This window comes from Pseudomonas sp. MF6747 (genome assembly GCF_963890955.1).
Classification (GTDB): domain Bacteria; phylum Pseudomonadota; class Gammaproteobacteria; order Pseudomonadales; family Pseudomonadaceae; genus Aquipseudomonas.
Genome location: NZ_CAWPSZ010000004.1, coordinates 147,252 through 162,121, shown reverse-complemented (window position 1 = coordinate 162,121; position 14,870 = coordinate 147,252). Strand labels below are relative to the sequence as shown.

At 60.5% G+C, this 14,870-nt stretch carries 13 protein-coding genes; 2 read left to right on the top strand and 11 right to left on the bottom strand.

The window, feature by feature from the left end; translation table 11 throughout:
• Position 1: 1 nt before the first annotated feature.
• The 8 genes from AACW30_RS05820 to AACW30_RS05785 form a co-directional block, all read right to left on the bottom strand.
• Entirely contained in the window at positions 2 to 529 is a 528-nt protein-coding gene (locus AACW30_RS05820; RefSeq protein ID WP_106578868.1) for a TRAP transporter small permease, read from the bottom strand.
• A gap of 66 nt (positions 530 to 595) precedes the next feature.
• Positions 596 to 1,558 (bottom strand): TRAP transporter substrate-binding protein, encoded by a 963-nt coding sequence (locus AACW30_RS05815; RefSeq protein ID WP_119735696.1) that lies wholly within the window; start codon positions 1,556 to 1,558, stop codon positions 596 to 598.
• A 51-nt stretch (positions 1,559 to 1,609) separates the two neighbouring features.
• Positions 1,610 to 2,485: an SMP-30/gluconolactonase/LRE family protein gene (locus tag AACW30_RS05810; protein WP_200624450.1), complete on the bottom strand. Its 876-nt coding sequence runs from the start codon at positions 2,483 to 2,485 to the stop codon at positions 1,610 to 1,612.
• Between the two features lie 26 nt (positions 2,486 to 2,511).
• The gene (locus AACW30_RS05805; protein WP_106578865.1) at positions 2,512 to 3,336 is read right to left on the bottom strand and encodes an NAD-dependent epimerase/dehydratase family protein; all 825 of its coding nucleotides are present in this window, start codon (positions 3,334 to 3,336) and stop codon (positions 2,512 to 2,514) included.
• Between the two features lie 197 nt (positions 3,337 to 3,533).
• A complete protein-coding gene (locus AACW30_RS05800; protein ID WP_200624449.1) occupies positions 3,534 to 4,796 on the bottom strand; it encodes an OprD family porin in 1,263 nt (420 codons plus the stop codon).
• Positions 4,797 to 5,057: 261 nt separating this feature from the next.
• Positions 5,058 to 5,915: a copper homeostasis membrane protein CopD gene (copD, locus tag AACW30_RS05795; RefSeq protein ID WP_200624448.1), complete on the bottom strand. Its 858-nt coding sequence runs from the start codon at positions 5,913 to 5,915 to the stop codon at positions 5,058 to 5,060.
• A gap of 3 nt (positions 5,916 to 5,918) precedes the next feature.
• Entirely contained in the window at positions 5,919 to 6,284 is a 366-nt protein-coding gene (gene copC, locus AACW30_RS05790; RefSeq protein ID WP_106578862.1) for a copper homeostasis periplasmic binding protein CopC, read from the bottom strand.
• A gap of 18 nt (positions 6,285 to 6,302) precedes the next feature.
• Positions 6,303 to 6,746: a GNAT family N-acetyltransferase gene (locus AACW30_RS05785; protein ID WP_106578861.1), complete on the bottom strand. Its 444-nt coding sequence runs from the start codon at positions 6,744 to 6,746 to the stop codon at positions 6,303 to 6,305.
• Between the two features lie 143 nt (positions 6,747 to 6,889).
• Here AACW30_RS05785 and AACW30_RS05780 point away from each other — a divergent pair, with 143 nt between their 5' ends.
• Positions 6,890 to 7,510, top strand: a complete 621-nt coding sequence (locus AACW30_RS05780) for a TetR/AcrR family transcriptional regulator (RefSeq protein ID WP_119735688.1) — start codon at positions 6,890 to 6,892, stop codon at positions 7,508 to 7,510.
• Between the two features lie 915 nt (positions 7,511 to 8,425).
• On the opposite strand, the gene preA is transcribed toward AACW30_RS05780, so the two are convergent.
• The 3 genes from preA to hydA all read right to left on the bottom strand — a co-directional run bounded on the left by preA (position 8,426) and on the right by hydA (position 12,660).
• On the bottom strand, positions 8,426 to 9,700 hold the full coding sequence (gene preA / locus AACW30_RS05775; protein WP_200624447.1) for an NAD-dependent dihydropyrimidine dehydrogenase subunit PreA: 1,275 nt from the start codon (positions 9,698 to 9,700) through the stop codon (positions 8,426 to 8,428).
• A complete protein-coding gene (locus tag AACW30_RS05770; protein WP_200624446.1) occupies positions 9,700 to 11,067 on the bottom strand; it encodes an NAD(P)-dependent oxidoreductase in 1,368 nt (455 codons plus the stop codon). Before AACW30_RS05770 ends, preA begins: the two co-directional genes overlap by 1 nt.
• A gap of 153 nt (positions 11,068 to 11,220) precedes the next feature.
• The gene (gene hydA, locus AACW30_RS05765; RefSeq protein WP_200624445.1) at positions 11,221 to 12,660 is read right to left on the bottom strand and encodes a dihydropyrimidinase; all 1,440 of its coding nucleotides are present in this window, start codon (positions 12,658 to 12,660) and stop codon (positions 11,221 to 11,223) included.
• Between the two features lie 589 nt (positions 12,661 to 13,249).
• Between hydA and AACW30_RS05760 the strand changes: the two genes are divergently transcribed.
• Positions 13,250 to 14,737: an NCS1 family nucleobase:cation symporter-1 gene (locus tag AACW30_RS05760; protein ID WP_200624444.1), complete on the top strand. Its 1,488-nt coding sequence runs from the start codon at positions 13,250 to 13,252 to the stop codon at positions 14,735 to 14,737.
• The last annotated feature ends 133 nt before the right edge of the window (positions 14,738 to 14,870 follow it).

The following is a 14,870-nucleotide window of genomic DNA, read 5'->3' as shown; positions in this document are numbered from 1 at the left end:
GTCAGGCAGCCCCTTCGCTTTCTTCAACCAGGTCAAAGCGCACCACGCGCCGGTGGCTCTGGTCGCCGAGCAGGAGTTTTTCCAGCACGAACACCAGGGTCAGCAAGCCGCCGATCGGGATCGGCATATAGGTGATGCCCACGCGCAGGGTGGGGATGGCGCTCATGAACTGGTTCCAGGTAGACAGGCACAGCTTGCTGCCCCAAATCGTCATGAACAGGCAGATGGTCGCCATCAACAGTTGCGAGACGATGCCGACGAGTTGGCGTTGGCGCGGTGGCAGGCGGTCGGTGATCATCGCCACCGACATATGCGCCCCCGCGCGGTAGCTGGCGGCGGCGCCGATAAAGGTAAACACCAGCATCAGCAGGATGGCGCTGGGCTCTGGCCAGCTTGCGCCTGTGCCGAGGATGTAGCGGGCGAAAATGCCCCAGGGGATGATCAGCGCGACGCCCAATACCGAGAGGCCGGCGACCCAGATGCAGGTCATGTAGAGGCGGTCGTTGAAGCGCAGCAGTTGATTCTTCATGGCGTTCACCGTAACCGGGCACGTCAAAGCGGACCGCGCCGGGCCTGACTAAGAGGAGGAGGGGGCTTACTCGACGGCGTCGATGCGCTCGATGATGTCGGCGTAAGCTGCGCCGTACTTCGCGCGAACAGGCGCGGTGGCCTCATAGAAGGGCTTTTTGTCGACAGTGATGAACTCGACGCCGGCGGCCTTGAGCTTGGTTTCGCTGCTGGCGGACTTGGCGTCCCACAGCACGCGCTCATCGGCCTGAGCAACCTTGGCGGCGTTTTTGACCATGTCCTGTTGTACGGGGGTGAGTTTGTTCCAGGTGATTTTCGACATCACGATGGGTTCGGGCAGGATCAGGTGTTCGGTGAGGGTGTAGAACTTGGCGTTCTGGAAGTGGTTGTGCTCCAGCAGGGTCGGCGGGTTGTTTTCCGCGCCGTCAATCACGCCGGTCTGCAATGCGCTGAAGATCTCGCCGGTGTCCATGGCAATGCCGTTGGCGCCCATTTCATTGAAAGCGTCGATAAACAGCGGGTTGCCTTGCACGCGAATCTTCATGCCCTTGAGGTCTTCGATCGTACGCACCGGTTTCTTGGTGTAGATATTGCGCGTGCCGCCGTCCATCCAGGCCAAGGCTACCAGGCCGAATTCGGAGTCGGTGATCTTGGCGAGGATCTCGTCGCCGATCGGGCCGTCGATGACCTTGCGCATGTGCGCCTGGTCGCGGAACACGAACGGCAGGTTGAACACGTTCACGTCCGGCACCACCGGGCCGACGATGCCGAGGCTGACCCGGGTCATCTGGATCGCGCCAACCTGTGCCTGTTCGACGACTTCTTTTTCAGAGCCCAGGACACCGCCTGGGAAGTACTTGAAGGTCAGTTCGCCGTTGCTTTGCTGGGTCAGGGCTTTGCCCATGTTCTGTTCAGCGACGACGGTGGGGTAGCCGGCGGGATGGATGTCGGCGAACTTGATTTCCAGCGCGTGGGCGGCGCTGCTGAGGGCAACGAGTGTGGCGGCGAGCAAGGTGCGTTTGAAGTCCATGGAATGTCACTCCTGTGTTGTTATTTTTGTATTCAAGGCACAGCCATGCAGCTAGAGGGTGAAGCGGGGTTCGGGCAGTCCTTGTACGCCAGGGTTGAGGGCGAAGACGCCGCCGGACAGCGACTGTTCACTGTGGTCATCACGGATCGAGGTGACAAACAAGGTGTCCAGGCGGCTGCCGCCAAAGGCGCACATGGTGGGTTTTTTCACCGGCACGGCGAGGGAACGGTCCAGGCGACCGTCGGGGGTAAAGCGATGAATCAGCCCCGCGTCGTTGGCGCAGATCCAGTAGCAGCCGTCGGCGTCGACGGCCGCGCCGTCGGGGCGACCGAGAAACTGATGCATGTCGACAAACACGCGACGATTGGAGGGCGTGCCGGTCTCGGTGTCGTAATCGAAGGCCCAGATCTGCTGCACCAGCGGGTGTGAGTCCGAGGCATACATCGTGCGGCCGTCCGGGCTGAATGCCAGGCCGTTGAGGGTGATAAACCCGTCCAGCTGGGCATGCGGCGCGCTACCACAGGCGTAACGGTAGAGCGTGCCCTGGGCCGCATTCAAGCCCATGTTCAACACCATGCTGCCGGCCCAGAAGCGACCCTGGCGGTCACAGCGGCCGTCGTTGAGGCGCATGTCGGGGCGCGGGTGCTCGACGCTCGCCAGCGCGGTGGTGTCCAGGCTGCCGTCATCGTGTGGCGTGAGTTGGAAAAACCCGGTTTCCATCCCGGCGACCCAGTTGCCTGCCGTGGTGCGCGCAATGCAGGCGAGCATCTGCGGGGCTTTCCAGGCGGCACTGTGGCCGCTGGCAGCGCTCCAGCGCTGCAGGCCGCCGTTGGGGATGTCCACCCAGTACAGCGCGTTTTCCTCAGGCACCCACACCGGGCATTCGCCCACGGCATTGCGGGCGTCAACAATCAGTTCAGCAGTCATGGCAACTCATTCCCTTGGGTGTGCAGTCAGTCACCGAACGGCCCCGCCGCGCAGAAGGCGCCGCCCTGATAGACCTTGGCCGGGTCATCGGCGGCGACCGGTGGCTGGGTTTCGACCTGGGCGCGGAACACTTCGGAGCTGTCCTTGGGGGTGAAACCCAAGTGCGCGGCGTAGCGGTTGTCCCACCAGGTATCGAGGTTGTCCGACATGCCGTAGACCACCGTGTGACCGACGTTCGGCGTGTACAGCGCGCGCTCGAGCAACTGAGTGAGGTCATCGAAGCTCAGCCAGGTGTGCATCATGCGGCGGTTCTGCGGTTCGGGGAACGAGGAGCCAATGCGAATGCTCACGGTCTCGATGCCGTAGCGGTCGAAGTAGAAACTTGCCATGTCTTCGCCATAGGACTTGGACAAACCGTAGTAGCTGTCCGGGCGGCGAGGCGAGCGGGCGTCGAGGGTTTCGCCTTGCTTGTAGAAGCCGATCACGTGGTTGGAGCTGGCGAAGATCACACGCTTCACGCCGTGGCGGCGAGCGGCTTCATAGATGTGGAACACGCCGCTGATATTGGCGCCGAGGACCTCTTCGAACGAGCGCTCCACTGACACGCCGCCGAAGTGCAGGATGGCGTCGACGCCTTCCACCAAGTGGTGCACGGCTTGTTTATCGGCCAGGTCGCAAGGTTGCACTTCCTCGGATGCATCGGCCGCTGGCGCCATGTTGGCGATGTCCGACAGGCGCAGGACTTGGGCGTAAGGGCGCAGGCGTTCGCGCAAGACTTTGCCCAGGCCGCCGGCGGCACCGGTGAGCAGCAGGCGGTTGAATGGAACAGGCGTGATGGTAGAGGTGGTCATGAGGGTTCCGTTGTTGTTGTAGGTTGTCGTATGACTTGACGGAAGTATCGTTAGGGATTCCCCAGGTTGTCAACGCTGCCAGACGACAGGTTTGAAAAAAGTGGGAGCTGGCTTGCCTGCGATAGCCGTCTGTCAGTGGATAGGCGTTTTGCTTAAACACCGCTATCGCAGGCAAGCCAGAGGCCACATTCACCGCATTACAGCAGCGAAATCGGATAGCTGATAAAAATCCGATTCTCATCAAATTCATTGTTGCTGAAGTCCCGACGCAGAGTCGAATTCCTCCACCGCACGTTCAAGTCCCTCAGCGGGCCGCTTTGCACGGTGTAGGCCAGTTCCGATTCGCGTCCCCATTCCTTGCCGTCGGTGATCGCCCCGGTGTGCACGTTACTGCCGCTGATATAGCGGTTCATCATGGTCAGCCCCGGAATACCAAGCACCACAAAGTTGAAGTCATGGCGCACCTGCCAGGATTTTTCCTTGGCGTTATCGTAGCTGGCGTTGTAACTGTCGTTGGCGAGCGTGCCGCCGCTGGTGCCGTTGACCCGCATCCACAGGCTGTCACCGGTGAGTTTTTGCAGGCCGACATAAAACGTGTTGCCGTTGTAGCGGGCCGAGAGCAGGGCGGACACGGTCTTGTTGTCGAGGTCTCCGGCCAGGGCGCTGCCGTCTTCCTTGCCGTTGAAATAACCGAGGTTGGCGCCCAGGGTCCAGTTGCCTACCGGCTGACTGTGGGTCAGGTTGAAATACTGCTGCTGGTAGATATCCGTCAGCTCGGCATACCAGACGCCGACCTGTGTGCGCTTGTCGTTGAAGCTGTACTCGCCGCCGCCAAAGTTGAAACGGTCGGAGGTGAACGCGGCTTTACCGTTCATGAACATGTCTTCCATGCTCGCGTCATTACGGGGGCTGTTGCCGCGAAACTGTCCGCCGTAGAGCGTCAAGCCGGCAATTTCATTGGACGTGACCTGACCACCGCGAAAGGTCTGGGGCAGCGAGCGGCCGTCGTCCGAACGCAGGATCGGCAGCACCGGCATCCATTCGCCGACTTTCAGTTCGGTCTTCGACAGTTTGGTTTTCAGGGCCACGCCCAGACGGCCGAAATTGTCGGCGGGCCGGCCGTCGCTGTGGATCGGCAGCAGCTGCGTGCCGCCGGTGCCTTTGCCGCCATCGAGCTTTTGCGAATACAGGCCCAGCACATCAATCCCAAAACCCACAGTGCCCTGGGTGAAGCCGGATTTGGCATCGAGGATGAAGTTTTGCGTCCACTCCTCGGCCTTGGCCTGCGGGTAGGTCGGGTTGGTGAAGTTACGGTTGAAGTAGGCGTTGCGCAGGTTGAGCGTGGCTTTGGCGTCTTCAAGGAAACCGTCGGCCTGGGCGCTGAGGGGCAGGGTGAACGCCAGGCTGCCGAGACCGATAAGGCCGATACGCGAGGAGGAATTGCGGGCGAATTGATTCACAGAGAAGCTCCCTTTTTCTTTTGTTGTTTTTATTATTTGTTATACGTTGTCGTACAACATTGGCCGGGATATTTACGGGGTTTTCGTGGGGTGTCAAGCGGAAGTTGTACGATGACGCCGGGTGTTCCGATCAAAAGCCGGCACAGTTAATGTAGGTGCTGGCTTGCCTGCGATGTAGAAACCTCGGTGCATCAGGTGCGCCGAGTGGATGCCATCGCAGGCAAGCCCGCTCCCACATCGATTGCATGTCAAAAGAGATGTTCAGTTGGCCATGACCATCGGCGGAAGGGTGCCCAGGACCGAAACGGCGGCAACTGCACACACCCCCAATCCCCACTCCAGCATCACACTGGCCTTCAAACTGGCCCGGCGCTCTTCGCAGCGCTCAATACGCAACCGGTTCAGCAACGCCAACGCCAGCATGCCCAGCACCAGCAGCACTTTGATCAACAGAATCAGTGCGAACCCGTTGAACAGCGGTGTGGGCCACAGTTGCCCGGTCAGTACGCGCACGTTGATCAAGCCCGTCACCAGCAACCCGCCGACCAGGCCATAACCCACGCCGCTGAAGCGCTTGAGGATCGGCTGCAGCGCGTAGCCCTGCGGCTGCCTGAAGATCAGCACCAGCACGAGCAGCCCGCCGAGCCACGCGCCGACGCACACCAGGTGCACTACCTGGTTGAGGATCAGCAATTGTCCGCTCAAGCCATTGAGCATGGCGCCATGGCCCACAGGTGCCAGCGTTGCCAACAGCAGCGCAGTCAGTGGCAGGCGCAGGGCGGGCCAGGGTTTGATCAGCGCGATCACCAGCAACAGGTTCAGCAGCAGATGCCAGACCCACACCTGGCCGAAAAAGGTCTTGCCCAGCACCAACTGCACGGTGGCCGGTTGCAAGGCCGCGTCCCAGCTGCCGGCCATGCTGGCGGTGATCAGCAGCAGCCAGGCTACGCCAGAGCCCAGCCCCAGCCAGGCCAGCGCGCGGGTGAGGCGCAGCAGTTGCCGGTCCAGCGCCGGCTGCGGTTCAGCGCCAACTAGCCAGGGCCTGAACACACAGGCCCCGAACATCAACAGCACGACGATGAAATGCAGGAAGCGGCACAGCACCAGCAGGGTCGCCATGGGTTATTGGCCGACCTTGAAGCTGTAACTGCCTTCACTCTTGTGGGTGTCCACGGACACGGCGTGCCATTCCACTTTGTAGGTGCCGGCCGCTAGCGGTGCCGCCGGCGTGACCACCAGGACTTTCTTGTCGGCGTCCGGGGTTTCCAGGCCTTTGATCGCGACTTCGGTGCCGTCCTTGCTCAGGGACACTTTGGTGAACGTCGCTTCAACGCCTTCGGTGAAGGTCAGGCGCAGGTCGGCGGGCGCGGCGACGGAGCTGTCAGCCGCCGGTGTCGAACTCTTGAGGTGGGCATGGGCAAAGGCTGCCGAGGCGCCCAGCAAGGAGGCGAGCAGGGCGACGGTGGTCAGGGTTTTCTTGATCAACATTGTTCAATACCTTCAGGTTTAGGGAGTCGGTAAGGCCATGTGCAGCAAGGGAAAGGGTTTGCCTTCGCCATCCAGCGGCGAGCGCGCGACCTGGATAAAACCATAGTGCAGGTAGAAGCCCACGGCCTGCGGGTTTTGTTCGTTCACATCCACCGTCAGCGTGTCGTGGCGTGCGCGGGCGTGGTCGAGCAATTGGCGGCCGATGCCCTGGCCACGGCGATCGGGGTCGATAAACAGCATTTCTACATTGTGGCCGCCCGTGCCGATAAAACCGGCGATGCCGTTCTGGTCTTCATAGACCCAAACGTCGAGGGCCGGCATCGGCAGGTAAGCGTCGCGTACCAGTGGCAGCAAACGCTGGATGTCATCCTCGGGGAGGAAGTCATGGGTGGCCCGCACCGAGCGCTCCCACAGTGCTCCCAGCACTGGGTCGTCGGCGGCCACGCGAGGTCGGATAGTCATGGCAATGATCCTTCATGGGGATCGCGATCCTAACCAATCCGTTTTGCAGGGGAAAGGTTCGCGTAAGAAGTTTCATTATGCCCTGTCGCCGCGATCTAGAGCCGATGGTAGTCTTGAGGCCATGTTGTTGTCGGGGAGCCCTTATGGGCAATCACAAGATCGGAATTCGGCGGGTCAACGTCGAAAAAATCCTGCTGGCGGCGGAGAAAATCTTCGCTGAAAAAGGCTACGGCAGCACCGCCATGGCTGACATCGCTGAAGAAGTGCAACTGCCACGCTCCAACCTGCATTACTACTTCACCACCAAAAGCGAACTGTACAGCGCGGTGCTGTTCGACCTGCTGGAGCTGTGGAAGCAGGATGCCCTGAGCTTTGAAACCTTTGATGATCCGCGGGTGGTGCTCAGCAGCTACATCCGCGCCAAGATGCAGCGCTCGCGTACGCGGCCCTATGGCTCGAAAGTCTGGGCCAATGAAATCATCCACGGCGCGCCGACGCTCGGTGAGGCGCTGGACGAAAGCCTGTACGACTGGGCCAAGATGAAAGAAGCGAAAATTCGCCAGTGGGTGGAGGACAAACGCATCCTGCCGGTGGAACCGTCGAGCCTGCTGTACATGATCTGGGCATCGACCCAGCACTATGCCGACTTTGATCACCAGGTGAAGATTCTGAATGATCACCAGCCGTTGTCGGACATGCAGTTCGAAAAGGCGATTCAGACGGTGACCGCGGTGATTTTGCGCGGGATTGGGTTGGAGCCTTGAGCCTTGTGTGAGGGCTGATGGCCCTATCGCAGGCAAGCCAGCTCTCACAGTTGACCGCGTTTTGCCTGAAGGAAAGCTGTCGGCTGTGGGCGTGGGCTTGCTCGCCAAGGCGGTCCAGTTGGGTTGGAGCCTTGAGACTTGTGTTAGGGCTTATGGCCCTATCGCAGGCAAGCCAGCTCCCACAGTTGACCGCGTTTTGCCTGAAGAAAATGCTGTCGACTGGGGGGCGGGCTTGCTCGCCAAGGCGGTCCAGTGGGGTTGGAGCCTTGAGCCTTGTGTGAGGGCTGATGGCCCTATCGCAGGCAAGCCAGCTCCCACAGTTGACCGCGTTTTGCCTGAAGGAATGCTGTCGGCTGTGGGCGCAGGCTTGCTCGCCAAGGCGGTCCAGTGGGGTTGGAGCCTTGAGCCTTGTGTGAGGGCTTATGGCCCTATCGCAGGCAAGCCAGCTCCCACAGTTGACCGCGTTTTGCCTGAAGGAATGCTGTCGGCTGTGGGCGTGGGCTTGCTCGCCGAGGCGGTCCAGTGGGGTTGGAGCCTTGAGCCTTGTGTGAGGGCTTATGGCCCTATCGCAGGCAAGCCAGCTCCCACAGTTGACTGCGTTTTGCCTGAAGGAATGCAGTCGACTGTGGGCGTGGGCTTGCTCGCCAAGGCGGTCCAGTTGGGTTGGAGCCTTTTATGAAGGCTGATGGCCCTATCGCAGGCAAGCCAGCTCCCACAGTTGACCGCGTTTTGCCTGAAGAAAATGCTGTCGACTGGGGGGGCGCGGGCTTGCTCGCCAAGGCGGTCCAGTGGGGTTGGAGCCTTGAGCCTTGTGTGAGGGCTATGGCCCTATCGCAGGCAAGCCCGCTCCCACAGTTGATGGGTGAACACATTCAAGTGTGGGAGCTGGCTTGCCTGCGATAGCGGTCTACAGGACTACACCGCCTCCCGATACGGATTACGTGGGTCCTGCGTCCAATTCAAAAACGGCTTGCCCGTCTCCATCGGCACCATCTCGATGCAATCGGCCACCGGGCAGGTGATCTGGCACAAATTGCAGCCCACGCACTCATCATCGATCACCTCGTATTTATGCGTGCCATCCACTTGCTTCAAGCTCGCGATAGCCTGGTGCGACGTGTCCTCACAGGCAATGTGGCAACGCCCACAGCCAATGCAGGCTTGCTGGTCAATCTTGGCGATCACCTGATAATTGATATCCAGGTACTTCCAATCGGTGGTATTGCCCACCGCGCGCCCGGAAAATTCCTGCAGGCTTTTGTAGCCTTGGCTGTCCATCCACCGCGATAGGCCGTCCTTCATCTCTTCCACAATCCGAAACCCATGCAGCATCGCCGCCGTGCACACCTGCACCGCGCCGCAACCCAGCGCGACGAATTCCGCCGCGTCGCGCCAGTTGCCGATGCCGCCAATCCCGCAGATCGGCAGGCCTTGGGTCTGCGGGTCGCGGGCGATTTCCGCGACCATGTTCAACGCGATCGGCTTGACGGCCGAGCCGCAATACCCGCCATGGGTACTTTGGGTGCCGACCACCGGCAGGGCGACCATGCGCTCAAGGTCGACACTGGTGATGGAGTTGATGGTGTTGATCAGCGATACCGCGTCCGCACCGCCGCGATACGCCGCACGCGCGGCCACGCGGATGTCAGTGATATTTGGCGTGAGCTTGACGATCACCGGCAGCGAGCAATACGTCTTGCACCAGCGCGTCACCTGCTCCACGTACTCCGGCACCTGGCCGACCGCTGCGCCCATGCCTCGCTCGGGCATGCCGTGGGGGCAACCGAAGTTCAGCTCGATGCCGTCGCAGCCGGTGGCTTCCACCAGCGGCAGGATATTTTTCCAGGATTCTTCAACACAGGGCACCATCAGCGACACAATCAGCGCGCGGTCCGGCCAGTCCTTTTTCACCTGGGTGATTTCGCGCAGGTTGATCTCCAGCGAACGGTCGGTGATCAACTCGATGTTATTGATGCCCAACACTTCACGGTTGGCGCCGAAGTGCGCCGAGTAGCGTGACGACACGTTGACCGCCGCCGGGTCTTCACCGAGGGTTTTCCAGACCACGCCGCCCCAGCCGGCTTCAAAGGCGCGGACCACGTTGTAGGCCTTGTCGGTGGGCGGTGCGGAGGCCAGCCAGAACGGGTTGGGGGCTTTGATACCGGCGAACACAATCGAGAGATCGGCCATTACGCAGCCTCCACATTCAGCATGAGTTGGGCGTGCATGGCTTCAGCCGCCAGCTTGCCGTGTTGTACCGCCTGCACGGTGAGGTCCTGGCCAAGGCTGACGCAATCGCCGCCGGCGTACACCCCGGGAATACTGGTGCGCAGGTGTTCGTCAACAAAGATGCGTTCGCCCACGCGGTGCAGTTGCTGGGCCAGCGGGTCGTGCAATGCTTCGTTGTCGAAGCCCTGACCGATGGCTTTGAAAATCGCATCGGCAGCCAGTTCAAAGGTCTCGCCGGTAGGGTGCAGGCGGCCGTTGTCCATGCGTGTGCGAGCGAAGCGCATGCCGCGCACGTGGCCTTGATCATCGAGCAACACTTCTTCGGGTTGGGCCCAGGTCAGCAGGCGCACCTGATTGGCCTTGGCGATGTCCTGCTCATGGTGGGTGGCGCCCATGTCCGCCAAGCCACGGCGGTACACCAGGTTCACATCGCGGGCGCCGAGGCGGGCCATTTGCACGGCCATGTCGATGGCGGTGTTGCCCGCGCCAAGCACGATGCAGCGGTCGGCCAGCGGCAGTTGGGTAAGGTCATCGGCCTGGCGCAATTCGCGGATGTAGTCGGTGGCGGCCAGCAGGCCGGGGGCGTCCTCATGTGGCAGGCCGAGCTGTTTGCTGGCGGCGAGGCCGAGGCCAAGAAACACGGAGTCGAATTGCTGGTGCAGCTCGCTCAAGGTCAGGTTGTCACCCAGGCACTGGCCGTGGCGGATCTCGATGCCGCCAATCTGCAGGAGGAAATCCAGCTCCTTCTGGGCAAAGTCATCCACCAGTTTGTACTTGGCGATCCCGTATTCATTTAGGCCGCCGGCCTTTTCCCGCGCTTCGAAAATCACCACGTCATGGCCGTGCAGGGCGGCGCGATGGGCACAGGCCAACCCCGCAGGCCCGGCGCCGACCACGGCGATGCGCTTGCCGGTCGGCGCGGCGCGCTGGAAGGGGTGTTCGCTGAAGTGCGCATTGTCGATGGCGTAGCGTTGCAACAGGCCGATCAGCACCGGCGCGCATTCTTCGGCGTTGTTACGCACGCAGGCCTGCTGGCACAGAATTTCGGTGGGGCAAACCCGTGCGCAACTGCCGCCGAGGATGTTGGCCGAAAGAATCTTCTGCGCCGCGCCCTGAACGTTTTCAGTGTGGATATTGCGAATGAACGACGGGATATCGATCTCGCTGGGGCACGCATTGACGCACGGCGCGTCGTAGCAATACAGGCAGCGCGACGCTTCAAGTGCAGCCTGGCGCGCATTGAGGGGCGGCGCCAGGTCGGTGAAATGGCTGGCGAGGGTCGGCCCATCTTCATGGGGATGGGGGAGGTGGGTCAGGGTCTGGATCACGGTTTTGGCCTCACGGTTATTGAGGTGCTGCCTCTGATGGGCATTGGTTTTTGTGTTGCCTGGGCTGGCCTTGTCGCAGGCAAGCCAGCTCCCACAGTTGGATTGTGTAAACCCGATCAAATGTGGGAGCGGGCTTGCCCGCGATTGGCGGTATCAGCGTTTCACAGCGACAGGCCTGGAATGCTCCGCCCGCTTGCTCAACTGCTCGAACACCGACGGGTACGCCGGGCGTTCTACATACCGCCCGGCGCCGCGTTCGGCACGCAGGTCGCCATCGGCCCAGACCAGCTTGCCCTGGCTGACGGTGTGGCTCGGCACGCCGCGTACAGTCTTGCCTTCGAAGATATTGAAATCGACTTTCTGGTGGTGGGTCTTGGCCGAAATCGTCCGCGTACCCTCGGGGTCCCACAGCACCAAGTCAGCATCGGCACCCACGCGAATCGCGCCTTTGCGTGGGTAAAGATTGAAGATCTTTGCGGTATTGGTGGAAGTCAGCGCGACAAATTCCTGCATCGACAGGCGCCCGGTGTTGACGCCTTCGTGCCAGAGCAACGCCATGCGGTCTTCGATACCGGCAGTGCCGTTGGGGATTTTGCTGAAATCGTCACGGCCGGCGGCTTTTTGCTCGGCGCAGAAGCAGCAATGGTCGGTGGCGGTGGTGTGCAGGTTGCCCGATTGCAGGCCGTGCCACAGTGCCTCCTGATGCCCGCGCGGGCGGAAGGGCGGGCTCATCACGTAGCCGGCGGCGGTTTGCCAGTCAGGGTGTTGGTAAACGCTGTCGTCGAGCAGCAGGTGGCCAGCGAGCACTTCGCCGTACACCGCCTGGCCCTTGCCACGGGCGTAGGTGATTTCATCCAGCGCCTCCTTGGTCGATACGTGCACCAGGTACAGCGGCGTGCCGATGGTTTCGGCGATACGAATCGCACGGCTGGCGGCCTCGCCTTCGACCTGGGACGGGCGCGACAGCGGGTGCGCCTCCGGCCCGGTGATGCCCTGGGCCATCAGCTTGCGTTGCAGGTGATACACCAGCTCGCCGTTTTCTGCGTGCACTGTCGGCACTGCGCCGAGTTCAAGGCAGCGCTCGAAGCTTGCGACCAGGGTGTCATCAGCCGCCATGATCGCGTTCTTGTAGGCCATGAAATGCTTGAAGCTGTTGATGCCGTGGTGGCTGACCAGTTCGGCCATTTCCTCGCGCACCTGTTCGCTCCACCAGGTGATCGCCACGTGAAAACCGTAGTCGGAGGCAGACTTTTGCGCCCAGCCGCGCCACTGGTGGAAGGCTTCCATCAAGGATTGCTGCGGGTTGGGAATCACAAAGTCGATGATCGAGGTGGTGCCGCCCGCCAGGCCTGCCGCGGTGCCACTGAAAAAGTCTTCACTGGCCACAGTGCCCATGAAGGGCAATTGCATGTGCGTATGCGGATCGATGCCGCCGGGCATCAAATATTGGCCACTGCCATCGAGTATGTCAGTGCCGGCGGGAATATCCAGATCCGTGCCAATAGCGCGAATTAGACCGCCTGCGCAAAACACATCGGCGCGGTAACTTTCATCATGGGTAATAACGGTGGCGCCACGGATCAACAGCGACATGTCGAGTTCCTCACAGGCTTGACCGGCTTGTGCCAGTTCTAAGTGTTGTAATGCTGCTTGCCGATGAACAATTAAATCCTGTCATCGGTGACAGGAATAGAAACTAGCCCGAGTTTTTCGAATGAGCAAGAAGATTTTTTATAAGCTTATATTGGTTTTAATTCATTGATTAATAACGATAAAAATATAAATTCACCAAAATGTGGCGACCGTTCACCATTTTGACGCACTTGACAGGTTCTCGATTTTAGCAACATTTCTTATTGCAAATCAGACGCTTGAGACATGCCCCTTGACGGCGACAGGAAATAAAAATAATTGTGTTGCACCAGATTGAGTCCTGACAGTTCGGCAACTTCGCATTATGTAGCCTGAGTGAGGCGGCAAGTTCCGAAGGCGCAATCGGAAAGCTGATTAACATCAGCACGTTATATACGCGGTGCGGGTTCAAGGTGGCAGGTCGGCACGGTTATTGAGTGCAGTGGCGGCTGGCCGGGCCCGTGATGTCATGTTGTTTACGAGGTACTCCGGCCACCCTGCGCTTAGCGTTGGGTGAGCAACAATAATTCGAAAAAACCGTGGAGCGGCCATGCAACAGAACAGATCGCAAGTCATTGAACGCAACGGCCTGTACGAACTCGACGCCGGCGCCGACGTCCTCGACAGCCCCCGCTACAACCACGACATGGCACCGACCAAGGTGCACGAACGCACCTGGAACACATGGCACATCACCGCGCTGTGGATCGGCATGTCGATCTGCGTGTCCACCTACACGCTCGGCGGGGTGCTCACCGCCTACTTCGGCTTGTCGGTGGGCGAGGCGCTGATGGCGATTTTGCTGGCCAATATCGTGGTGCTGATCCCGCTGACCCTTAACGCGTTTCCCGGCACCAAGTACGGCATTCCGTTTCCCGTCTTGTTGCGTTCTTCGTTTGGCATCCTCGGCTCCAACGTGCCGTGCCTGATTCGCGCGCTGGTCGCGTGCGGCTGGTTTGGCATTCAGACAATGTTCGGCGGGCTGGCGATTCACCTGTTTCTGGGCTCGATTTTCGAGGGTTGGAAATCCCTTGGCGGTACCGGTGAAGTCATCGGGTTCATGATTTTCTGGTGCCTGAACCTGTGGGTGGTGCTGCGCGGCGCCGAGTCGATCAAACGCCTCGAAACCCTGTCTGCGCCGTTGCTGGTGGCGGTGGGGATCGGCCTGCTGGTGTGGGCAATGCCGAACGTGTCAATCAGCGAGCTGATGGCGATTCCACCCAAGCGCCCCGAAGGCGCGAGCCTCACCGGTTACTTCATGGCGGGGCTTACGGCGATGGTGGGTTTCTGGGCGACGTTGTCGCTGAATATTCCCGACTTCAGCCGCTACGCCAAAAGTCAGAAGGACCAGATTCTCGGGCAGATTTTCGGCCTGCCGCTGACCATGTTCCTGTTCGCTGCCCTTGGCGTGATCATGACCGCCGCGTCGGTGAAACTGGTGGGCGTCAGCGTCTCCGACCCGGTGACCTTGATCGGGCACATCCAGAGCCCGGTGTGGGTGGCCATCGCCATGCTGCTGATCATCATCGCCACCTTGTCCACCAACACTGCGGCGAACATCGTCTCACCGACCAACGACTTCCAGAACATCGCGCCCAAGCTGATCAACCGCACCACTGCGGTGATCCTCACTGGCCTGGTGGGGCTTGCGTTGATGGGCCATGAACTGCTGAAAAAACTCGGGCTGATCGTCTCGGACGTGAGCCTGGAAACCGTGTATTCGAACTGGTTGCTGGGCTATTCAAGCCTGCTGGGGCCGATTGCCGGGATCATGGTGGTGGACTACTTCATCACCCGCAAACAGCAGCTCGACCTGGCCGGTTTGTACCGTGACGACGTGTACCCGGCGTGGAACTGGAGCGGTTTTATCGCCTTCGGCGTGCCCGTGGTGCTGACCTTGCTGTCGCTGGGCAGTGATGCGTTCAGCTGGTTCTACAGCTATGGCTGGTTTACCGGATCGGCGTTGGGTGGGTTGTTGTATTACGGGTTGAATGCCAAACGTGGCATCAGCCCCGTCACCGCTAAATCACCTTTGTAAAAACGGTCAATGTAGGAGCTGGCTTGCCTGCGATTGCAGCACCTTGGTTCTGCAGGAATACCGAGTCGCCTGGAGCGCAGGCAAGCCAGCTCCCGCACAAACCGGCTCCCCCTATTTGAGCGAGTCAATTCAT